Here is a 21,641-nt window from a genome sequence, read left to right on the forward strand (position 1 = left end):
CCAAAGTGAAGCCATTGAAATTACTGGCATGTCGCACTTGGAAATAGAATGTACCCGGCTACACAAATTTGCGGCGTAACAAACCTTATGGAACTTCGGCGGTCTCTTCATCATCAATCAGGCGCGCGTGTCGACGGCAGAAAAGGTCACTGTGCTACGACAACGGCGACCAAGTCCCGGCAATTTCCAGCGAACGCAAACCCAGCTATGTCGAAAATTTTCCGAACACATTGAGAGCGTAGATACTGTAGTCGAACCCCGTGCGAGCTTTTCAAAGAACGCTATTGGGTTTCGAATACCTTGCGCGGAGCTCGGTGTTTCGTGTGTGAAGTCCTCCAATGAATATTACACGTCAAACAGTTAGAATGCCGATATCCATTCTTGTTAATACACCGCCGATTGATCTAGCGGCCAGATCGGCCGGCTGACATGGGTATAAGAATGGTCGGAGAGATTCCTGCTCATGATCCCGGGGCTGTCGGCGAGGAAGTCACGCTTTACGACTTTCGCAAAGCCAGCGCGCCAGTGGTTCGTGCACTTCAGCGCAATTATGCGGTAGCGTGTCACGTCGATTCCATGAATCAGAAAGATTTCGGTGTCGATTGGCTGATGACGTTCGGAGACAACAATGACGTCGATCCCACCAATTTGCAACCTTGCAGTGCGGCCAACAATGACTTGGCTTCCCTCGCCCATCGGAGACTGGCAAAGGAACTGCCCATCGGTCAGAACCTTAACGTACGCCGTCGCAGCGATAGGATTTCCGTGCCGAACATCCGTTTTGCCACCAAGTTCAACCTCTATAGTGGCACCGACGCCCGCTGCGAGAGCCTTCGCTACGACTGAAGGGTCAAACATTGCCGCAAAACACGTATTGGTCAGGTTCGCGTCGAGCATGGCGCGTAGCAAATGTGTCCCATCGCCAGGGCAGCCGCCGCCGGGATCGTCTCCCCCATCCAACAGAGCGACCGGCCAGGCGCCAGAGCTTAGCGCCGACTCGATCGCCGTCTCCGGCGAAAGAGCGTTTGACCGAAACTTATCCCGTCTTTCCCAGACGAACCGAGCGACGCGCTGGGCAGCCTCACGAGCCTTTTGTGCATCTCCGTTCGCGATTACTAGCACCGACGGCCCAGTGTCAGCGGTATCGGTCCATACAAATCCGTGAAAGAAAGTGCATGCGATAATGTCAGGCTCTTGTTCGATGGAGCGACACAGTTCGTTAACCGTCGCCATCGGGCCATACATGGTAGTCGCGGTGACCAGCAGGATGGGAAGCTTCTCAATGTGCAGCTTCGGGGTGATGCGCCCAGAAAGCAATTCAGGGAGGATATTTATCGCATCCTGCCCTCTTTCAAACATGTCGGTATGGGGATGGAAATTTGTTCCAAAAATTGCATCAACAATTTCGGAAAGAGACGCATCGAGATTCCCGTGAAGATCAAGGGTGAGCACGATCTTGACATTTGGGCCAACGAGGTCGCGAACTTTTCGGCAAATGTCGATCTCTATATTGCCTATCGCCTTCGCAATGCCCGCACCATGGAGAGCCAGCGCCACCGCATCGACCGGGAGCGCGCGTTCGATACCGGCAAGCAGATCGCCAAGCATGTTGGCATAAGCTTCTTTCTCAATGACGCCGCCGGCTTCAGCGGATGCAAACATCGTCGGTTGAACGATTGCCCCTGCCTTCTCCGCGGCGTCTAGCATTCCGCCTATATAGGAGCGAACTCCGCTGTGAGCCTCGATAAGACTTTTCTCACGTACGATCTCAAAATCTAAAAGCTGTGCATCTTGCCTGCGAAACGTATTCGTCTCGTGAAGGATACCACCTACGGCAATTCTCATCAGTTTCTCCATTCTCCAGATGGCGAACCGCACGAACTCGGAAGAGCGGGGACCCAGCCGCGTTAGGGTCAAAAAGGTACTTCTCTAAGCGGGTTTGTCGGTGCCAGTAAATTGCCTAGGACATCGTGCTGCTTAGTAAAGGGCGAGGATCGCCTTTATAAAGCAGCTGCGGACCTATGGACCGCAGCTGCAAAGCCTCACTGTGACAGAAATGTGGTGCAGCGCTCTATGGCCACATCATAGTTGGTGCGGCCATCCGAACCCCGTTGAACCCACCAATCGTAATTCTGTACGATCTGCTGTTCCATGATTCCGGGTGCGCCAGGTATAGTTTCCGCCAGTTCCTTCGGCAAAAGCTTGAATGCATCCTTGTTGACCGGGCCGTACGGGATTGCTTCTGCAAATGCTGCCTGTGCCTCTGCCCGCGAAATGTAGGCGAGCAGCTTCGAAGCGTTTTCCTTATTGGACGCGCCCTTCAGAATGATCCAATCATCATACTGCAGCATGGACTGATCCCATGACAGTTCCAGTGGCGCACCTTGTTTTTTGGCAGTGACGATGCGGCCATTCCATGCAGCGGCCATATCAACTTCACCGCCGATAAGGCTTTGCGGCGCGTCTGCGCCCGTTGCCCACCAGCGACTAACATTGGGCTTTATTTCCTTAAGCTTCGCGAAGGCTCGATCCATATCGAGAGGATAAAGCTTGTCTTTTGGGACGCCATCACCGATCAGTGCCCCTTCGAGGAGCGCGCCATACAGCATCAGGTCGCAATTTGGGAGGCTTCGCTCTCCTGGAAATGCCTTCACGTCGTAGAAGTCCGTCCAATTCTTCGGATGCTCATTGGGAAATTTGGCTGTGTTGTATGCGACCACAACTGAGTAATAGAAAGAGCCGAGGCCGTATTCACCCTTCATGAATTCCGGAAGCCCTGCGAGAGTTTCCTTGGCAAAAAAGGTGTAGTCGATCTTTTCCAGAGCATCGTTGTCAACCCATGTTGGTACCTCACCGCCATTGATATTGCTGATATCGGCCTCTGGTTGGCCGAGTTTTGCCGAGGCAAGCAGTTTAGCGCTTGAAGGGATGGTAATCACTTTGATGCCGGTATCGCGCTCAAACGGTTCGAACCAAGCCTTTTTTTGCGCTTCTTCAAAAGCGCCGCCGGCGGTGGCAACGACCACCTCCCCAGTTCCCTTAAGATTTTCCGGGATCTCCTCCGCGCGAGTTGCGGTCGGTAGTCCGGAAAGCAATATCGCCGCACAGACCGCGAGAGCGCTTGCTATTCTGTTGCTCATCCTCTGTTCCCCTTTTTTGTGCAAAGCTCGAACTGGATTCCGACGTCATAAAGACTCGAGCGCATCTCCAGACATGCCTAGCGACTGCATCATGCACATAATATCGCATAGCAATACGCCATATTGTATAATTTAATTTATTTTCGTCAAGGAAAATGTTTCCGGCGAGGGGTGGAGGGTGGTAGGAACGGCTTGATCGCTGCTTCAGTGCGCCCGGCACCATACGAATCTTGAACCAAATTACGCGTTGAAACCGACGTGATACCGAGTTGACGCCCGGCAGCGATGAGGCAGGGCTGCCTGCAATCAAACCAACCACAGTTTTCGGGATCTACGAACTGAACGCTTTGAACGGTGCAAGATCTTGTACCCCATGGGGAATTTCCGAGTTTGGGCACCCAATCACACCTCGTGCCCGAAGACCTTTGCGCAATCCTTGCTTTCCAAAATGAAACTGCAATATTGCACATTGCATAATAATTCACGCGGACGAAACTACTGGATTGTGACAGTTTCCAGAGGAGGAAATAGGATGATCAGCAATGGAATGATTGGACGCGCGCTGGGCGTTCTGACGACCGAGGGCGACTCCGTGTTGCCGCGCGGCTATGTCGCTAACCCTGAGACATTCGATTTTCCGATCATCACGGAAAAAGTCGAAGGGGCCCATATGGATCGGCTCTGGGCCCGCGATTCTTCGATTGAGCCCGCCCTTATCGTCGCTGCCGAACGTCTGGTAAAAAGGGGTGCTGTCGCAGTTGCTTCAGATTGTGGCCTTTTTTCTTGGCATCAGCCTGCGGTGGCAGCAGCGGTGGACGTTCCGGTGATTTTATCGAGTCTGCTTTTGTTGCCTCTCTTGCTGCGTCAGGCGAGCCGTGCGGCGAAAATTGGACTATTGAGTGTCTCCTTGCCGTCCCCCTACGATGACGCAGCCCTCGGCATTGAGAATTCGGCTGATCGGAGCAGGGTAGTTTTCGGCGGTTGCGAAGGTGCGTATGAGCAGAGCGTGAAGACGCGCAATCCAGCGGAGGTGACTATCTCTGAAAAGATGGCGGGCCTTGAGGCAGATGTGATTGCGGGTGCAACACGCTTGCGAGCGTCTCACCCAGACATTGCAAACATTCTACTGACCTGCACCGCTTTCCCTTGCGTTGCTCCGGCACTGCGAAAGAAAATTGGCTTACCAGTCTACGGCATTACGGATCTCTGTCGTTTAACGATGGGCGCACTCCACTAAAGCTGCCCTGTTCAGCAAATCTCACGGATATGTCACCGTATGTTCTCGGCACACTGCTTTGCAGTGTGCGTGATCGGCCGATCGCCTGCATACGAAGCTGTACTTGCAGCGCAGCCGGGGCGGAGCCGGGAGGAGGTTGAGGGTGTGTGACGCCAAAATTCAGACTTGGCGTTCATCTAAGTTGGAAAACGCTCACATTGGAGCAACCTGGAACTGGATCCTATTAGCGGCGCAATTTTGTCCCGACATTTTCCCGCCGAGCCCTAATGTAGAGTTCACCCGCCACAGCAAGATCCGCCAACGCAAAACCAGGATAGATGAATAGGATACGATCCAATCCGCTTGTACGGCCCCTCGAAACGCCGCTTGCGAGATCAGCCAAGTCCGCATTAAATGGACCAGAATAGGCTAGCTTTGATCGGCTATCAGGATCCTCGGCTTGCACCTTGTCATCGACGATGAACGAGCTAAATGCTCCAAAACTATCAGGCAACCACGATCGCCCCATATCGATTGCGATAGCCAGGCTACCCGCCGTCAGCTTCCGAGCATCGAGGAACGGCTCCATACCTGCGACACTCGGAACGGTGGAGACAACGATGTCGCATCGAAGGACATCATCCGGGCTGGTGGTGGTTCGACCGTTGGCGCCGTCTGCGTCGGCGTGCGCAGCGAGTGATACCGCAGACTCGATACGGCGGTCGAAGCATACGATGTCAGCTAAGCCCGGAAGCACGTCTCGCAGCGCCGTCAGATGGCCGTATGCCTGTGCCCCGCATCCTACGAAGCCTAGCGATGTGCTAGTCGGTGATGCGAGGTACTCAGACGCTAGTGCCGACATGGCTGCGGTCCTCATGACTGTGAGGCGGTTACCGTCCACAACGGCGAGCGGCAGTCCGGTTTCACCATCGCCGAGGATGATCAGGCCATTAACATTTGGCAGTCCTCGCTGAGAGTTCGTTCCTACGACACTCACCCACTTTACAGCCGCCAAGGGAGGTTCGTTGCAAACCGCGGCCATCGTCTGAAAATATCGATCTGGTGCGGCTCTCACAGTCTGCTTGGAAGGGATCCGCAGTTCACTTGAACTATAGGCTTCAAATGCCTTTCGAAGCACCGCCCGCAGTTCAGATGGCGATATGTTCAATTGATCTATGTCTGATGCATTCAGGTATAAGATGTCTTCTGTCATTTGGTCCCCTGGCCGCTTGACGTTAATCCAAGTTCCTCTGCTCCACCAAGTTCCAATGATCGTTGAAAAGCTGCCTTAGTGGTGCGCAGTATGAGTGCAGAAAGTGCGCTTTCTGTCGCAAGGACCGACATAGCCGCTGCGGTGGTTCCATTCGGGCTTGTGACTTGTCGTCGAAGCTCCGCTGGGTGGTCATTGGATGCAAAAGCTAGCGTCGCCGCACCGTGAACAGTCTCTTTGGCCAATTTGCTCGCTACTTCCGCCGGCAGACCTAGTTCACGAGCCGCATCACCCAGGCACTCGATGAGGTAGAAGATGTACGCCGGCCCTGAGCCGCTTATTGCTGTGGCCGCGTCTATAAGGTCTTCTCGTGTGACTTGATGAACCGCACCACCGGCTTTGAACAACGATAAGACGTTCTCAAGCTCGCCGTCTTCTACAGCGCTATCGGTAAAAATAATCGTTGAGCCTTTTCCTATAGCGGTCGGGGTGTTCGGCATCGCACGCACGATACGTGGAGATTCAAGCAATAGTTTCAACTTCCCAGCGGGAACGCCCGCCGCGATGCTCACGAAAACGGTGCCATCTGAAAAGCGCTGATAGGGAGGCAGCTCATTTTGGAGGGCTTGAGGCTTAAGTGCGAAGACGATGATTCCTGCTTTTGCTGGTAGCGTCTCACAGGTCTCATGGGTATTCACGCCGAGCGCCACGGCTCTCTCCCGCAGAACTCTGACTGGCTCGACGACGTGGACAGCGGCGGGATCGACAGTAGACGTGTCGATCCATCCCCGTAGCAGTGCATAGCCCATATTGCCGCAACCGACGAGGATCAAGGGTTCATCTAGTTTGATTGATGTGCGGTTCATTTCACCATCCCGTCCCGTTCTGCGTTGCCGCTGCGCTGTACTCCGTACTCTTCAACAAGGTAGACAATCTAAATTTGCGTTCAGCGCGGTGGGCCTGCATACCTGTGACCCCAGCCTAAGCCCGAGCTTGCTCTTTTGCTGCCAGCCGATCCCAGCAATCGTTTAGATCTTTGGGAAGCAAATGCTTCATGATCCTCTGACTTGGCGTGCGCTCAAATTCCTTCACCACTGTGATGTAGCGAGGGTTCTGGTAGGAGGCGAGGCGGTCAGAAAGCCAGTGAGATAGATGCTCAGGCTCGATAACTTTTCCGTTCTTCGCTTTCACGAACAACTTGATGTCCTGCTCACCCACATCGGCAGCTACTCCGATCATAGCGCAGTCTTCAATAGCCGGATGAGTACCCGCGACACGCTCTACTTCCCAAGCGGAGACATTCTCTCCCTTACACCGGACGCTGTCTGTCATCCGGCCGTGGAACCACAAGTTTCCGTCTCCGTCTAAAGTGCCTGCGTCTCCGGTGCGAAGCGCCCCGTTTACGAGCGCTTTTCCCGTTGCTTCCTGGTTGCGGAGATAACCTTTGAAAAGAGCACCGTCGAGCGAGGATCTGACTACGATCTCTCCTCGACTGCCGATCGCAATAGGGTTGCCCGCCTCATCCTCAATGGATACAGTAAACCAAGGCATCGGCTTTCCCACGGAGCCGACGACGCCTTTGGTGTTGCAGGTTGTAATACTCGATGCTTCGGTCATCCCATAACATTCCCGGATTTCGACGCCGAACCGATCACGGAATTCCGGCCAGACGTCTTTCGGGCAACCGCCTCCCCACGCGATCCGAACCGAATGTTGACGGTCCAGCGGCCTCTCCGGCTGCTTCAGCAAAATTTGCAGAATGCCACCGAGATAATGGATATGGGTTGCGCCCGAACTCCTCACCTGATCCCAGAAGCGGCTCGCGCTGAACCGGTCGACCATGGCCAGCTTCACATCTTCAATGATTGGCAGGACCAGGAGTTGGGCACCACCAATGTGGAAGAGTGGCTCCCATACGATAAACACGTCTGCCGGACCCATGGCGGTCAGCGTCCGTACCGCTTCACCTGCGAGCCGCAGCATCCCGTGTGTAACCAGCACACCCTTCGGCCGTCCAGTCGTTCCGGACGTGTACATGATCGCAAACAGATCATGTGCATCCGGAACAGCACCAGCGAAATTGCCTTCGCCAAGCAGGATTGCCTCCGGTGCTGGGTAAACTTGATCGCCGCCGACCGATAAAAACGTTTCGGAGGAGATCTCGGCACCGCACTCTGAGATCGTTGATCGAAAATCAAGGTCACATACTATGAGCTTGGGCTCGCTATGCTCGAGGATGTAGCAAAGTCCGTCGCCCTTCTGTTGCGCGTTGATCGGCACCCAAACGGCTCCAGCCTTGGCAATGCCGAAAAGAATAGGAAGTGATAGACGCGAGTTTCGCATCATTACCGCGACACGATCGCCTGCTTGCAGGCCTTTCCGTCGCAGTTCCGAGGCGAATGCGCTCGATTCCCTTCTTAGTGTAGCAAAGGTGATTGGCTCACCGTTGAAAAGCGCAAAGACCTGATCAGGGCTTCTGTCGGCTTTTGCATTGAAGTCGGCAATGAAGCCCTTGAGATTGTCTATCATAAAAAAGTCACGCCTTTCGAGATGCTCGTTCCGCCAAAAATTTCTCCATCATCTGAGCTGTTTCACCCGATGCGTAGGCTTCCCGGTGGATCCGGACGGCAGCATCCAAGCACTCACGGAAACCAAGCTCGGTCATTTCGCGCAGCCATTGCTTATCGAGGCGCATGGCGACTGGAGGCTTGGCGCCAAGCTCACGAGCGAGTGAAAGCGAAGCTGTCAGGACGTCGGCCTGCGGAACAATCTTGCTGATGATCCCGATGGAGTGACATTCGTCAGCATCCATTAGCCGGCCGCTGAGCGTGAGATCGGTTGTTCGAGCCAATCCAAGAATCTCGCGCATGATCCATGGCCCAGTTACGCTGGCGATCCCGGAATTGATCTCAGGCTGACCCATGCGTACTCCCGCGTGGCCGATCCGAAAGTCGCACAGCAGTGCAACTTGAAACGCAGAGCCAGCGGCAACACCATTCAAAGCCGCGACGAGGGGTTTGGAGAGCGAGCGGATTGCGCCGTACAGGCGCTCCCACTCTGCGATCCACCCGGAGCCAGTCTCCCCGTCAAATGACTTGGCTTCGTTGAGGTCCTGGCCGGCACAGAATGCGCGATCCCCTGCCCCCGTCAGCACAATCGCACGAACGGATCTGTCCTTCTCGAGCTCTACCAGAGCTTCAACGAACTGGCTCCGCATGGGTTTGTGCCAGGCGTTGAGGATTTCGGGCCGGTTCAGTGTGACAACTGCGACCTCATCTCTTTTTTCAACGATTATGTAGCGATCCATGATCAGCCCTCGCATTGGAATGCAATATTATATATCGTATAATGTGACGAACTGATCGCCCTTAGTCAAGCGTGTTTAAGAAGACCGCTGGAATGTAACCCCGGTCGTCAGTTTGTTTCAGCGAGCGGGAGAATGAGAGACGACAAAGATCATCCGGGGCGTAGACCGGTTGGATAGGGAGAAACTTGTGGCAGCCTGGCGCGTGGTCACGCCACATCGAAACAAGCGGTGCTGGCCGGTGGTACGGCGAGCTTTTCCACACCTCGGCAGAATGCACGCTCAAGATTATCGCTGTTTAAATGGTCAACCGAAGGCTCGGCCGTCACGTATGATGAAAGCCAGCCGCCGCTTCTATTAAACAGACCGTTTTTTCGGTCATAAGCGGTTGTCGAACCACATGGCTGGATAAGCGGTAACAGCATGGACGGAGAGAAGTCTTCTAGAACGCCGCCAAAGTTAGGCCACCTTCAGCAGAAGGTCCCAAGCATGGCAAAAATTCCTGGACCTGGCACCCGCACCGTGCCCCTCCTCACTCTGGCGGCGTCAGGGGCGCCGGTATTGTGACGCGACCTTGGACATTTGCCTAGCAATCTCGACGGTAATCGGGCTGAGCTCAGATTCGACTCGTTCAATCGTCCAGTTTGCTGTAGAGACCGCGATGTTAACCGCTGCGACCACTCTGTTATCGTACCCGAAAATGGGCGCAGCAATTGAAATGTCGCCGAGCATTGCCTCTTGGTTTGCGATGGCAAATCCCTTCTTGCGCACATCATCTAACTCAACGAGCAACTCCTGGCGGTCTTTGATCGTAAAGGGGGTCAAAGCGTCAAAGGAACGTGCTTTGAGGATCTCGCTTGCGACGCTCGGGTCTAAGTTTGCGAGGATCGCACGACCTGGCGCGGTCGCAAAAGCAGGAAGGCGCGTACCAATCGTGACATATGAACTCATTACGCTTCTACTCGGCACACGCGAGATAAACACTATGTCAGAACCATCGAGTTCCGTCAGATTGGCCGTCTCCTGTGAACGCTTGTTCGCTTCAAGCAGATAAGGAAATGTAGCTTCCACGATTGGGTTGCTTCGCAAATACGCGTTGCCAATGTCCATGGCTCTGACAGAAAGGGAATATTGCCTGGTAGTTTCACTATGGGTCAGATACCGGAGTGCGCGCAACGTGTAGAGCACTCGCTGGGTCGCACTTTTGTTTAAGCCAGAGGCTTCAGAGACTTCAGCCAATGTCATCGGGCGGGGATTTGCGCAAAACGTATCGAGTACGAGCATCCCCTTCTCGATTGTACCAAGATAAAGACGCTCGTCTACGTTGATCTTTTCAAACGAAACAGGTGGATTCACTCCGCTCTTGCCCTTGCCGCGATCAAGCATCGTGCCTCTCAAATTAAAAAAATGGAATGCGGTAGTGCATATTGCTATTCAATGCGCGTGTAAAGGCTGCAGACTGGCGCTTATCCTACTTCGAATGGTCAAACGCTGTGAAGGGAGGCTGCGGCCTCCCTTGACACGATCTCTCTACAATATACGGTATTATTATGCAATGACGCTCCACCGGCGAACGCTGCGCTCGGGCCGGCCGTTCCCAGAACCACGTTGAGACCATCAATGAAGATAACCGCTCAGAAAAATAGCTGCAGATACGGTGAAGCAGGGGTATTCCGTGGAACGTTCCGCTTCGACAACGAGATCTTGGCCGATTACACTTGGCCATTATGCGAAATCCGAGGGACGCAACATGGCCCCCGGCTTTGCGTGTCTGCTGGAGTACATGTCAACGAAGTATCTAGCATCGAGGCGTCCATACGGCTTCAGAGGCTTTTCGAACCCGAAAAAATGAGGGGTTCGGTGTCGATCATACCTGTCATCAATCAGCCAGCCGTCCACGCTTACAGCGAATATATATGTCCAGTAGACGGCAAGAACATCAACCATACTTTCCCCGGGCGAACCGACGGTACGTTTTCTGAGGCCCTCTGCGACGCCGTCCTTAACGAATGGGTTAAAGAGGCAGACTGCTACATCGATATGCATGGAGGAGACCTCAAAGAGAAGGTATCTTGGTTCACCATTTTCCAGCGCACGGGAGATGATGAATTCGATGCTGCCGCACGCAACATTTCGATGTGCTTCAATAGTGACATAGTGCTTGCCCTAGGCCCGGAATACATGAAGAGACCGGGCAGACCTCCGACGGCGTGCGCTTTAAGGAAACAGGTCGCCATAATGACGGAGGCCGGGTCAAATGGCCTCCTGAGCGAGCACGATATTTCGTTTCATGTCGAGGGAGTTTTGAACGTAGCCCGGCTGCTAGGAATAATAGATTCCCAACCGTCATCGGCGACCAACGGACGTTCATTATGCGACAGCTACATCTGGGTCGAATGCCCGAGCGATGGAGATTTTCATGCAGAAGTGGAGCCGGGAGCTATCGTGAGGCAAGGGCAGCGTCTTGGCTTTGTGCGGGACGTATTTGGAGAGAGCCTGGTTGAGGTGTTTGCTCCGGCAACGGGATTTGTCCTTTGGCGTATCACTCACCCTTCCATCCGCAAAGGTGACGCGCTGTTGACCATCGTTGAAGAGGCGGATGCAGATAACGTTCACCGTAAGATTTGATTGACGATAAATACCCGCGTAGCCTCCACCATGCCACATCATGATCTTCAAACATCAATTTGCCAGCGGCATGATTGAGCCTGCGTGGCTGCCGGTAGTGCACCTCGTAAAAGCAAGGGTCGCCGCGAGAGGCCTAAGAGCCGTACCGAAAGCGCCCGGGTGTTAACTCCGCGGCGCGCTATCACGCTCACACGACCGCCCTGCCGCTATATCGCAGGCTCCTCGAGCAAACTCCTTTCAGAAATTGTCTTCGAAATCTGTCAAACACCGCAAACTCAAAAATGCCTTGACGCTGACCAATTTGCAATATAGCATATTGCATAATAATATCTGTGGCTGACCATTTCCTTAGGACGCAGCGTGACGAACGTTTGGCCAGACCGCACAGAAACGGGAACTCGAATGAAGGCGATGTTTGAGAACATCGCGAACTGCGCGGAAGCTCTTCCAACTTGTGAAGATTTTTGAACCGGATGCCTTCAGAAGAAGAGGGGCATGAGGTCAACGCATAATGGGCGTCCTTCCAAGCCTCAGAATGCTTTTTGGCGGGCTTCCTCATTCGGGAAACATGTTGCGGGTGAAGTGCCCCGAGCGGGCGTTATCACCGCTGCATTCGGAGCAGCGACGGAGTGAAAGTTATGAATGTGGTACAGGAAAGCGCGAGCGGCGCGGGAATCAAGCGCCCGGCAAAAAGGCTAACCGACATGAACTCCCTGGTAGAAAATCGTTGGATAAAAGGAGCTCTGGTTTCGGGTCCGCTCATCATCCTCCTGATCGGCTTTCTGGCGATACCGTTGTCCTACATCGTTTGGGGCAGTTTCGAAGGCGCAAAATTCAATTTCAGTCATTATGCTCGCGTCTTTTCAAGCGAGACGAACTTGAACGTATTGTTTTATACTCTTCGGATCGGGTTGATTGTGACAGTCGTATCTCTCGCCGCCGGCTACCCCGTTGCTTATCTACTGACCAAGCTAAAATCACGGTCACTGTCCACCGTCAGTATTTTCCTGTTGATTCCGTTGTTCACCGCTTTCCTGATTAGAACCTACGCCTGGATGATCATACTCGGTCGTGAAGGCATCATAAATAATGCGCTTATTTGGACGGGTGTAATCAGTGAACCCTTGACCCTGCTCAACACGACTTTTGCTGTGGTCGTTGGTATGGCCCATGTCTTCATCCCGACCGCCATCTTCACAATGTATTCCTCAATGGTGCGCATTGACCATGATGTGGCCAGAGCAGCGCAGATACTGGGGGCAAAGCCGGTACAAGCATTCCTACGCGTCTATTTTCCCCTGACGCTACCAGGCATCTTCTCTGCAGGTGTTTTGATCTTCATTTCTGCCATCGGATTCTACATCACGCCTGCCTTGTTGGGCGGCCCGAGTGACACAATGATCTCACAATTGATTGTCGCACAGATGACAACGCTGTTGAACTTCGAACTCGGATATGCATCGTCCATCGTGCTGCTCCTGGTGACGCTCGCCATTCTGTTCGTTGCGAGCCTGTTTATCCCGCTGGAAATGATATGGTCATCGTCAACCGTCACCCTGACCGATGAAGAACCGCGGGCGGCTGCACGGCTGCTCAAGAAAGTGAAACGATCGATCGATCCCCTCCTCCACACTATCGAGGCATCGGTGCACTTCGCCACAGGGCCCATTCTTACACGCAATGCCCGTTGGTTGTGGGCATACACGATCCTCATGCTCGTTTTTCTGACGGCGCCGTTGATTGTGGTCATGATACTTTCTTTCAGTTCGTCTTCATTCGTCGTCTTTCCGCCTCCGGGTTTTTCTCTGCGATGGTGGGAAAAGCTGGCGAACGCCACGGAATGGCACCAGTCGTTCTTCTTTTCGGTTCAATTGGGCATCGCGGCCGCGTGCGTTGCGACGATTATAGGCACAATGGGCGCGTTTTGGCTGGTGCGGACAAAGTTTCTGTTCAAGAAAGCGCTATTCCTATTCGCGCTTTCTCCCTTGATGGTGCCGGTGGTCATTATAGCGACCTCGCTCTACGTCTTCGAAGCGAAACTACGCATACTAGGCACCTTCGGCGGGCTGGTTATGGGGCATGTCCTCCTCGCCGTGCCCTACGTCATCGTGGTCATGGCTGCCGCGCTGAGAAGTTTTGACCAGTCCCTAGAGCCAGCAGCCGCAGTGCACGGAGCTCGTCCACTACAAACGCTTCGATTTGTCACGCTACCAATCCTCAAACCCGCTCTCCTTACGGCAGGACTGTTGGCTTTCCTCACATCCTTCGACGAACTCCTCGTCGGCATTTTTCTGCTGGGGCGGCAAACACCAACGTTGCCCATCAAGTTCTGGGGCGACATCGCCTACCAGGTTGATCCGTTGCTCAGCACGGCCTCGACCTTGATCGTTGTCCTTGTGACGGCATCAATCATTGCCGTGCAACTTATCCGGGAGCGTCACAACACGCGCACCTCTAACAATATTGCCGAATGACCGGAGGCGGAAAATGTCTACAAGCCTTGAAATGAAAAACATCCAGAAGTTCTACGGCCCGCTTCAGGTAGTGAAGGACTTTAATCTCCAAATTCAGCCAGGTGAGTTTGTGACCTTCCTCGGACCGTCCGGTTCCGGAAAGTCGACTGCATTGAAGATGATAGCAGGGTTCGAAACGCCGACGTCAGGCGATATCTTTCTGGGAAGCCGTTCCATCGTAGACCTTCCCGCCTATGAGCGCGGTATCGGCATGGTGTTTCAAAACTATGCACTATTTCCTCACATGACGGTCGCGGAGAATGTCGCGTTTCCCCTCACGGTTCGCAAGTCTACCCGAGCGCAAATTGAGAGCAGCGTTGCGCGCGCCTTGCGACTGGTGAAAATGGAACAGTATAGCGGCCGCTATCCCAACCAACTTTCCGGTGGCCAGCAGCAGCGCATCGCACTGGCACGAGCCATCGTATTCAATCCAAGCATTCTGTTGATGGACGAGCCTCTCGGCGCGCTTGATCGCAATCTCCGGGAGCACATGAAGATTGAGATCATGCGTATTCAGAAAGAACTGAATATGACGGTTGTCTTCGTGACCCATGACCAGGATGAAGCGCTGACCATGTCGGATCGGATCGCAGTTATCAACGAAGGCCGACTCGTTCAGGTGGACGATAGCAAGACGCTCTACGGCAGGCCGAGGAACCGGTTCGTCGCATCATTCGTCGGCGAATCCAACATGATTCCATGTCGCGTCGACGTGGTCGAAAACGGAGCAGGCAGGGTTACCGTGGCAGGCAATACACCAGGGGCGGCGCAGTTGTCTGGGCAGATTGACGGCGATCACGGCTGGATGTTTGTTCGTCCGGAACACGTCGAGATCGACTTTCGTTCGGTGGGAGCGGATTTGCCCAACGCGCTCGACGGCGTGGTCGAAAACGCCCTGTTCCTCGGCGAAATGACGCGGTACCTGGTCCGCTGTGGTGATGAGACCATTACCGTGAAGCGGCAAAACCGGGGACAGGCTCACTTTGCCGGCGGAACACCAGTGACGGTTTCATGGAAAGCAGAAGATTGCAAGGTCTTGGACTAACCATGCATTATGCGAAATCGTTTCAATCGCACTTTATGGGCGACGACGAATTCATCGCTTTGACAATGCCCCACCGAAGTCGCTTCCCTGGTGAGCGCATTTGGCTCCATTGATGTGCGTCCCCCTTCCGACCGGAGACTCCGGATAAGCAGAAAGGCACAAGCATAGGATTAGGATTAGATTGCGCAGACTCCCGCCTGGGATTTCAAACATCTTCGTAACAAAACACGGCGAATCTAGGCGAATTCGGGTCGGATTGCCGTGTGTCAATTTGGCGGAGGTACGTTCTCCCCAGAGCACAGAATTTTAGTCATCGCGCAATGTTGAGCATGTATGCGGAGATAAGGCTGCGACGGTGCCCGACGCTTGTGACCGGACCGTGCGGGGGGCACTCGGTTACTGTAATTCGTAGCTGACCACTCACGTTCCGCCAAACGCTAGCTTACAGGCCCATTCTGGGCCAAGGAGACAGCGGAACGGTCCAAGCGACGAACTTGCCTCAACATATAGTCCCTGGGGTCGACGCTGTTGCTCAAAACCCGTCCGTGCGTTACAAGTTCTGCTGTAATTTTCGCTGAACCGCACGACATCGTCCATCCAAGTGGACCATGGCCAGTGTTGAGGAAAAGGTTTTCATATTGCGTCGGACCTACGATCGGAGGTCCATCGGGCGTCATCGGGCGTAATCCTGACCAAGTCAAAGCCGAGCTGACGTCGACGTGCGCAGCCATAGACGGCAAGATCCTGAGAATGTCGTCGAGGACGCGTCGGCCTTCATTGGGATCGATTTTCGTATTATATCGAGCGAATTCTGCTTTCCCACCCATGCGCAAGCGATCTCCCATCGGGACCATCATTGCATGGTAGCCGTCGTCCATGACCGGACGTGTCGGCCCTCCCTTCCATCCGTTTAGAGGCAAGGTCACAGAATAGCCTTTCACGGGCACGATCGGCAGCTGAACACCGAGGGGGCGGGCAAATATCGGGCTGTAGCTACCAAGAGAGAGTACGTACGCATCGGCATGAATTTCTCCGACGGACGTTTTGACGTGGGAGATCCGCGAAGAAGACTGTTTGACTATTTCCAATATGTTAGCTCTCATCAAAAACTGAGCCCCCAGTTCCTTAGCGAGGCGAGCCATTTCATTCGTAAACTTATGGGCATCGCCGCTTTCGTCATCTGGAAAGTATACCGCACCGATGTAGCGATCGATTACGTCCTTCAAACACGGCTCTTTTTCCAGAATTTGTTCCTGATCAAGAACGTCGAATTTGACACCCCACCCCTGCATCTCGCGGCACATCTGCACGAACTCCGACATACGGCCGCCTCGAGGGAAGACTCTCATCGTCCCGCGCGTGGTCTGGTCATAATGCAGGGTAGAATTCTGGCGAATGCTGCGTAGCGTCTCTAAACTCAGGCTCGCGATCCTGATGTTCGAAACCATATTGGCTTTATGCCTCTTGTGGGTTGAATTCGAGAGAAATTTTAGCCCCCAGCCGACAATCGATGGGATCGCACTTGGGTTGATTTTTAACGTAGAATTGCGGTCAAAAAGCATCTTACCAAGCCGTTTGATGGTTCCAGGCGAGTTCCAGGGGCTGGAGTCGCTAGGCGTCATCAGACCGCCATTGGCAAAACTCGTTTCCATGCCCGGCCTGTCGCAGCGATCGATAACGGTGACCTCGTGACCATCTCTGGCGAGCATATAGGCCGTCGCACTACCGACGATCCCGGCACCAAGTACAGCAACTTTCATAACTACCCTCAAAAGCAACCGAGTGTCGCGCGACAAGCACGACGGCAACATCAATATGCAATATTGCACATTATTTTGCAATACGCGATGACGTTGCACCGCATGGAGCTGCTGGTGCCACTGGCGGGATGTTCTCCTTCCTTGGAACCATCCCGTTCATGGCAACAACTCAGCGATCCAGATTTGCGCTGTATGGCGCTAGATGTTTAGTCCCAGTATTTGATGGAGCGGATCGAAGGTGAAGCGTTCGGGCTGTGAAGCCCATGCTTTGCATATGAACTCGTAGGGTGTGAGGCCTTTGAGGGTCTTGAGTCTGCGGCCAAAGTTGTAAGCGGCGACAAGTCGGCGAGGTGCTGACGAAGTTGATCGTGGCTTTCATAGTAGAAGCGTCTGACGGTGGCATCCTTGATGGTTCGGTTCATCCTCTCGACTTGACCGTTGGTCCATGGATGCTTCGGCTTGGTCGTGCGGTGCTCGATATCGCTGGTGGCGCAGGTGTATTCGAAGGCATGGGCCCAGAAGCGTTCGCCATTGGCGATCGCTTCTTTGATCAGCGGCACAGCCGACCCTCCAGCGCCGGGCGTGGTGAACTGGATGCCGTTGTCGGTGAGCACGGTGTGGATCTTGTAGGGGACGGCCGCAATTAAGCGCAGGAGGAACTCGCGCGAGATGGCGGTGGTGGCCTTCTCGTGCAGTTCGACGAAGGCAAACTTCGAGGTGCGATCGATGGCAACGAACATATGCAGCTTGCCCTGTTCGGTGCGCACCTCGGCAATGTCAATGTGAAAGTAGCCGATCGGGTAGCTCTTGAACTTCTTCTTCGCCGGCCTGTCGCCGTCGACATCCGGCAAGCGGCCGATGCCATGACGTTGCAGGCAACGATGCAGCGAAGACCGCGTAAGATGCGGGATTGTCGGCTGCAGTGCATAGAGGCAGTCATCGAGCGGCAGCAGCGTATACCGGCGAAAGGCAACGATAACGGCCTCCTCCTCGACGGAGAGCACCGTCGATCTCGGCTCTTTCGGGCCGGTCGGAAGGTCCGCAACCGAGGACCGCTTCCGCCACTTGGCGACGGTCTTCTGATTGATCCCGTAACGCTTCGAAAGCGTTCTCAGGCTCTCTTGACTATGTGGCGCTCCCATGAAGAACCTGGCCCATAGCGCATCCTTTGATTCGGAAGACAAGGATGCCCCATCAAAGCCTGGGATCAAACACATGGTGCCATCGGCAATAAGGTGTCAATCTTACTGATGAATCCGGGAGGCGCAACCAGCCCACTTCCCTGAATGAAGCCGGAAAACTCCAGCCTCCGGTGGTCCAGATTCCTGAGGCGGTTCAAAAACCGCCGAACTCTAGTCGCCACACTTGTCGCACCCTCCACAAAGAAGCGGATGCTGGTGCGATAGCTAACGTTCATGAGTCAACTATGCGCGAACGTTCCCATTTCTTGTTGTCGACACCTGTAGGAGGCACGTTTCAAGCGACGGGAAGCATGCGTAGGCCGCCTGGTTACTATTCTCACCAACCTCGAGTATTTTTTGCTCAGTATGTAGGCGGTGTGATCGCGCTCAGAATTTCGCTCTGCCCGTCATCGGCGTTGCGGAAGCGGTGAGGCAGACGGCTATCGAAATAATATCCGTCGCCTGGCTTGAGCACTCGTTTCTGGTCCCCAACCGTAACCTCAACCATTCCCGATAGTACCATCCCAGCTTCCTGCGCGGCATGTGAAAACCCTTCTCCGGTGTCAGCGCCAGGTGCATAGCGCTCGTGAAGCATCAGAAGCTGTCTGTTTGGATGATCCAATCCGATGACGCGGTACGAAATTGTATCAACCTTCCCAATCTCGACCAGGTCAACCCCCGTGTAGAACGGAGAATATGGAAGGGTTGATTGTAGGTCGGAAAAGAAGCCGGGCATTGTGGTACCTAACGCTTCAAGCACTGCGCTGAGTGTATCGACCGACGGGCTCATCTTGTCACGTTCGATAAGAGAAATGGTTGAATGAGAAATCCCTGAACGCGCGGCCAGCTCTCTGACACCCAAATTTCGTCGACGGCGCAGCTCGTGCAGCTTGCTCCCAATCTTGGGCATGTGACACTTCTCCCGCAATGATCAAAGAGGAAATGACACCCCTCACGTTGAAAAGAAGCCAAGGGCTACATTCCGCGCGGTGAATATACTGAACACCCTTTTGAATGGCAATTGCCGGACTGGGCGGACTGCCCGATGCTGACTCTACTCATCCCTATTCGGGAGGTTTTGATGACACCGCGTTTCGATGCGCTGAAAACCAGGTTTACTCAAATCAAACAACCAGTCCGAGACGCAGTTTCCGATACGGCTCAGGTTGAAAACACCGTTAAGGAAATTATTGCAAGTGTCCGCGATCGTGGCGATGCAGCTGTCCGCGAATATTCCCTCGCCTTCGACAAGCTCGATGTTGCGAGCTTGTCGAAGGCGTAGAAACGATGATTCTCTACTCGGATCACATCGCGACTGAGCATTTGCAGGTCCACACCCGTGACCCGCACGCGACCGCCAAGAAGCTTCGAAACTATGGCTCGATTTTCATCGGCGAAAATGCCAGCGTGGTCTATTCCGATAAATGCTGTGGCACGAACCACACCTTGCCGACGATGGGTGCTGGGCGCTACACGGTGGTCTCTGGGTGGGCTCCTACGTGAAGATTGCAACCCACCAACATGACCGCGGAGTCGCGGCAGTTGCTCCAGCAGCTGTTCGTCAAAGCGCGACGGAAAAGCTCGAAGGTTATCGTCGCGCGGCCGCACTTCGCCTCAGCCCGAAGTAACTTGCCGCGGAGTGCTCTCGCCTTCGCAGCTGCCTGGACTAATTCGATCAGACGTTAGGCAATTACGCTGCCGCAAATTTATCCAAGCAGCAAAGGTGTCACACCAACGAACAGGCAGATCGCATCGGATCGTTCTAGCCTTATGCGAACTCCGTCCAGCTTTTTAAATCGCACTAGTCTTCGTTCGATACGGGTCCGTAGCGCGCGTCATGGGCTCGGAGGAATGCCGGTCGTCAGCACAGACGACAGCGACCCAGGTCACTGCGGACGGTGCACAGTTGCTCTCGCCGCTCAAAGGCGAGGCCGCGAAACGTTTGCGAAGATCGTTCGAACCTGTCGTACTTGCTAGCCACTTCCAGCGGGCCCTTTGAATCACACAACGCCGATTGGGGAACCGAGCAAGATCTACATAATGGCGGAAATGCTAGAGACGACACGCTCGAAATGGCGACTGCGAATTAAAAAGGCCGGTCGCACTGGCACTGGATAGCAATTGGACGATATCACTCAGGCAGCGTGTCCCTGTATTTTTTCTGCACGTGCACCAAACAGGCCCGTGCAGGTACGCAAGGCCCGTGCGACGTTACAAAGAACTCGCGAATGTATATCTTGCCGGGCTGGAAGGCCCAAATGGGATCGCCACGCAGCAAGTCCTGCGCTTTGATCGACGAAGCTGGAGAGCCAATATGCAAACCAGGAGTCATCTTGTGTTCTCCATGGTGGTTATCAATGGTTAGTGCGATATTGACCACGCCAAGAGCGCGGACTTCCAATGCTCTTTCTCCTCTGCCGCCTCGCTTTTGGATATGATAGCATCTCTGAGCTTGGGCAAGCCTCTACGGCTCCGGCCACGGGGGGTCGGTTGATCATCCGTTACGCCAGCTGCCGTCAACAACTTTCCGCACAACGTCATTGAGGTCGTCCGTCGGGTCAATCGAGGCGACCTTTCCGTCGCGGTCGAGAACGAACGCGGTCGGAACTGCCCTAGAATGGATCGGCTCCATCCACAGCCTGCACATCAGACCTGTGAAATCGACTCCTACTCGGAAATTCAGATTTGGGCATTTTTGGTTCAGCCATGCGTTCACATAAACTCGAGCATCAGCCGCCGTTGCGGACCTTTTAATTACAACGCCAATAACCTCAAGACCATCATTCCGGTAGTCCTCCTGCAACTGTACGAGATGGGGCATTATTTCAACGCAAACTCCGCGCTTGGTTGTCAGAAACACGAGAATGTAAACTTTGCCAGGCTGAAAGGTCTCGAGAGGCCCGCCACGAACCCAGTGCACATCACGGATTGAGGGAGCTGTGTCTCCTATCCTGAGGTCAGTCATGCTTGGCGTTCCTTCATGTGTTCGAAGCAATGCGGTTATCCCCAAAACGGACGCGTCTGCTATTCCGCCGCCTGGCGATAGCTTTCAAGATTCGTGCCAACCAAGTCGATTGAGCTGACGAACAATAATTTGCTGCGATTCCAGTTATGTGGGCGCGAAAATGCAAGATTGAGGAAGAGAACTCCCGTCACGCAACCGACAAAGATGATGATAATGCCGTAACGCGGATGTGACGTGCCTCGTTGAATCAAGCGATTTGGAGCTGAATTTTTCCCTCACGATCCCTGGCGGGAAGAAGTAAAGTACTCGACGAAAGCCTCAAAATAGATCGCATTTGTTCTGAAGCTGGCAGAGGATGGGACGCCACCGCAAAACAGAAATTTCTGAACGATCTCTTAAAAATTGGCACAAAATACGCCAGCCTGCAGCCCTTGAATGAAGCGGCTAAGCCACTTGGACGGACGGATGCCACACTGAAGCGGATTGGTGCGGGTCTGTACTGAACAGGACCGTGCCGCAAGACGTGTTGCGAGTAAGTTGCGTCTCCTTCGGTTCGTTAAGGGTCATGATTGCTCAGACCGCGTGTGCAGGGGTGATAGCGTCATTGACGTCACTGCCACTATCACGATGGACTGCGGAGCAGGACATTGACCTTATGCGGGACACCAGATGCGGCGCG

General features: G+C 54.0%; 16 protein-coding genes and 2 pseudogenes. 6 read left to right on the plus strand and 12 right to left on the minus strand.

Annotated features, from left to right (window positions below):
* Positions 1-384: 384 nt before the first annotated feature.
* Together C3Y91_RS31550 and C3Y91_RS31555 are read right to left on the minus strand one after the other, a co-directional pair.
* Positions 385-1,845 (minus strand): M81 family metallopeptidase, encoded by a 1,461-nt coding sequence (locus C3Y91_RS31550; RefSeq protein ID WP_165505108.1) that lies wholly within the window; start codon positions 1,843-1,845, stop codon positions 385-387.
* Between the two features lie 197 nt (positions 1,846-2,042).
* On the minus strand, positions 2,043-3,140 hold the full coding sequence (locus C3Y91_RS31555) for an ABC transporter substrate-binding protein (protein WP_174827180.1): 1,098 nt from the start codon (positions 3,138-3,140) through the stop codon (positions 2,043-2,045).
* A gap of 532 nt (positions 3,141-3,672) precedes the next feature.
* On the opposite strand from C3Y91_RS31555, the gene C3Y91_RS31560 reads away from it, so the two are divergent.
* The gene (locus tag C3Y91_RS31560) at positions 3,673-4,377 is read left to right on the plus strand and encodes an aspartate/glutamate racemase family protein (RefSeq protein WP_244666039.1); all 705 of its coding nucleotides are present in this window, start codon (positions 3,673-3,675) and stop codon (positions 4,375-4,377) included.
* 223 nt (positions 4,378-4,600) lie between these two features.
* Here C3Y91_RS31560 and C3Y91_RS31565 read toward each other — a convergent pair whose 3' ends face one another.
* The 5 genes from C3Y91_RS31565 to C3Y91_RS31585 form a co-directional block, all read right to left on the minus strand.
* A complete protein-coding gene (locus C3Y91_RS31565) occupies positions 4,601-5,569 on the minus strand; it encodes an ornithine cyclodeaminase family protein (protein ID WP_026242431.1) in 969 nt (322 codons plus the stop codon).
* Positions 5,566-6,432 (minus strand): pyrroline-5-carboxylate reductase, encoded by an 867-nt coding sequence (proC, locus tag C3Y91_RS31570; RefSeq protein WP_168576211.1) that lies wholly within the window; start codon positions 6,430-6,432, stop codon positions 5,566-5,568. Before proC ends, C3Y91_RS31565 begins: the two co-directional genes overlap by 4 nt.
* 115 nt (positions 6,433-6,547) lie before the next feature.
* Entirely contained in the window at positions 6,548-8,095 is a 1,548-nt protein-coding gene (locus tag C3Y91_RS31575) for an AMP-binding protein (RefSeq protein WP_168576212.1), read from the minus strand.
* 7 nt (positions 8,096-8,102) lie between these two features.
* Positions 8,103-8,873, minus strand: coding sequence for an enoyl-CoA hydratase/isomerase family protein (locus tag C3Y91_RS31580; RefSeq protein WP_168576213.1), 771 nt, complete (start codon positions 8,871-8,873; stop codon positions 8,103-8,105).
* A gap of 543 nt (positions 8,874-9,416) precedes the next feature.
* Complete coding sequence (locus C3Y91_RS31585; RefSeq protein ID WP_168576214.1) at positions 9,417-10,256, minus strand: IclR family transcriptional regulator; 840 nt, start codon at positions 10,254-10,256, stop codon at positions 9,417-9,419.
* A gap of 234 nt (positions 10,257-10,490) precedes the next feature.
* Here C3Y91_RS31585 and C3Y91_RS31590 point away from each other — a divergent pair, with 234 nt between their 5' ends.
* The 3 genes from C3Y91_RS31590 to C3Y91_RS31600 all read left to right on the plus strand — a co-directional run bounded on the left by C3Y91_RS31590 (position 10,491) and on the right by C3Y91_RS31600 (position 15,056).
* On the plus strand, positions 10,491-11,498 hold the full coding sequence (locus C3Y91_RS31590; protein ID WP_168576215.1) for a M14 family metallopeptidase: 1,008 nt from the start codon (positions 10,491-10,493) through the stop codon (positions 11,496-11,498).
* Between the two features lie 638 nt (positions 11,499-12,136).
* Positions 12,137-13,972, plus strand: a complete 1,836-nt coding sequence (locus tag C3Y91_RS31595) for an ABC transporter permease subunit (protein ID WP_168576216.1) — start codon at positions 12,137-12,139, stop codon at positions 13,970-13,972.
* A gap of 13 nt (positions 13,973-13,985) precedes the next feature.
* Positions 13,986-15,056, plus strand: a complete 1,071-nt coding sequence (locus tag C3Y91_RS31600) for an ABC transporter ATP-binding protein (protein ID WP_131602548.1) — start codon at positions 13,986-13,988, stop codon at positions 15,054-15,056.
* A gap of 437 nt (positions 15,057-15,493) precedes the next feature.
* On the opposite strand, the gene C3Y91_RS31605 is transcribed toward C3Y91_RS31600, so the two are convergent.
* The 3 genes and pseudogenes from C3Y91_RS31605 to C3Y91_RS31615 form a co-directional block, all read right to left on the minus strand.
* On the minus strand, positions 15,494-16,816 hold the full coding sequence (locus C3Y91_RS31605) for a D-amino acid dehydrogenase (protein WP_168576217.1): 1,323 nt from the start codon (positions 16,814-16,816) through the stop codon (positions 15,494-15,496).
* Positions 16,817-17,014: 198 nt separating this feature from the next.
* Positions 17,015-17,974 (minus strand): annotated as a pseudogene (locus tag C3Y91_RS31610) (IS481 family transposase).
* A gap of 384 nt (positions 17,975-18,358) precedes the next feature.
* Positions 18,359-18,907: a cupin domain-containing protein gene (locus C3Y91_RS31615; protein ID WP_168576218.1), complete on the minus strand. Its 549-nt coding sequence runs from the start codon at positions 18,905-18,907 to the stop codon at positions 18,359-18,361.
* A gap of 171 nt (positions 18,908-19,078) precedes the next feature.
* Between C3Y91_RS31615 and C3Y91_RS38255 the strand changes: the two genes are divergently transcribed.
* Positions 19,079-19,279 carry a histidinol dehydrogenase gene (locus C3Y91_RS38255; RefSeq protein ID WP_246780249.1) on the plus strand — a complete coding sequence of 67 codons (201 nt, stop codon included), beginning with the start codon at positions 19,079-19,081 and terminating at the stop codon, positions 19,277-19,279.
* A pseudogene (locus C3Y91_RS38260) lies at positions 19,279-19,625 on the plus strand (histidinol dehydrogenase); the annotation flags it as partial. The gene C3Y91_RS38255 and the pseudogene C3Y91_RS38260, both read left to right, overlap by 1 nt.
* A gap of 503 nt (positions 19,626-20,128) precedes the next feature.
* Here the strand turns inward: C3Y91_RS38260 and C3Y91_RS31625 are convergent.
* Complete coding sequence (locus tag C3Y91_RS31625; RefSeq protein WP_168576219.1) at positions 20,129-20,398, minus strand: hypothetical protein; 270 nt, start codon at positions 20,396-20,398, stop codon at positions 20,129-20,131.
* Positions 20,399-20,491: 93 nt separating this feature from the next.
* Entirely contained in the window at positions 20,492-20,962 is a 471-nt protein-coding gene (locus C3Y91_RS31630; RefSeq protein WP_131602558.1) for a TlpA disulfide reductase family protein, read from the minus strand.
* Positions 20,963-21,641 lie beyond the last annotated feature (679 nt).

Source organism: Rhizobium ruizarguesonis (assembly GCF_012349115.1).
Classification (GTDB): domain Bacteria; phylum Pseudomonadota; class Alphaproteobacteria; order Rhizobiales; family Rhizobiaceae; genus Rhizobium; species Rhizobium ruizarguesonis.

What these genes read in the sequence shown, in the direction of transcription:
- C3Y91_RS31550 (WP_165505108.1), bottom strand. Translation starts at nt 1,845, where the DNA reads ATGAGAATTGCCGTAGGTGGTATCCTTCACGAGACGAATACGTTTCGC.
- C3Y91_RS31555 (WP_174827180.1), bottom strand. Translation starts at nt 3,140, where the DNA reads ATGAGCAACAGAATAGCAAGCGCTCTCGCGGTCTGTGCGGCGATATTG.
- C3Y91_RS31560 (WP_244666039.1), top strand. Translation starts at nt 3,673, where the DNA reads ATGATCAGCAATGGAATGATTGGACGCGCGCTGGGCGTTCTGACGACC.
- C3Y91_RS31565 (WP_026242431.1), bottom strand. Translation starts at nt 5,569, where the DNA reads ATGACAGAAGACATCTTATACCTGAATGCATCAGACATAGATCAATTG.
- proC (WP_168576211.1), bottom strand. Translation starts at nt 6,432, where the DNA reads ATGAACCGCACATCAATCAAACTAGATGAACCCTTGATCCTCGTCGGT.
- C3Y91_RS31575 (WP_168576212.1), bottom strand. Translation starts at nt 8,095, where the DNA reads ATGATAGACAATCTCAAGGGCTTCATTGCCGACTTCAATGCAAAAGCC.
- C3Y91_RS31580 (WP_168576213.1), bottom strand. Translation starts at nt 8,873, where the DNA reads ATGGATCGCTACATAATCGTTGAAAAAAGAGATGAGGTCGCAGTTGTC.
- C3Y91_RS31585 (WP_168576214.1), bottom strand. Translation starts at nt 10,256, where the DNA reads ATGCTTGATCGCGGCAAGGGCAAGAGCGGAGTGAATCCACCTGTTTCG.
- C3Y91_RS31590 (WP_168576215.1), top strand. Translation starts at nt 10,491, where the DNA reads ATGAAGATAACCGCTCAGAAAAATAGCTGCAGATACGGTGAAGCAGGG.
- C3Y91_RS31595 (WP_168576216.1), top strand. Translation starts at nt 12,137, where the DNA reads ATGAATGTGGTACAGGAAAGCGCGAGCGGCGCGGGAATCAAGCGCCCG.
- C3Y91_RS31600 (WP_131602548.1), top strand. Translation starts at nt 13,986, where the DNA reads ATGTCTACAAGCCTTGAAATGAAAAACATCCAGAAGTTCTACGGCCCG.
- C3Y91_RS31605 (WP_168576217.1), bottom strand. Translation starts at nt 16,816, where the DNA reads ATGAAAGTTGCTGTACTTGGTGCCGGGATCGTCGGTAGTGCGACGGCC.
- C3Y91_RS31615 (WP_168576218.1), bottom strand. Translation starts at nt 18,907, where the DNA reads ATGCCCAAGATTGGGAGCAAGCTGCACGAGCTGCGCCGTCGACGAAAT.
- C3Y91_RS38255 (WP_246780249.1), top strand. Translation starts at nt 19,079, where the DNA reads ATGACACCGCGTTTCGATGCGCTGAAAACCAGGTTTACTCAAATCAAA.
- C3Y91_RS31630 (WP_131602558.1), bottom strand. Translation starts at nt 20,962, where the DNA reads ATGACTGACCTCAGGATAGGAGACACAGCTCCCTCAATCCGTGATGTG.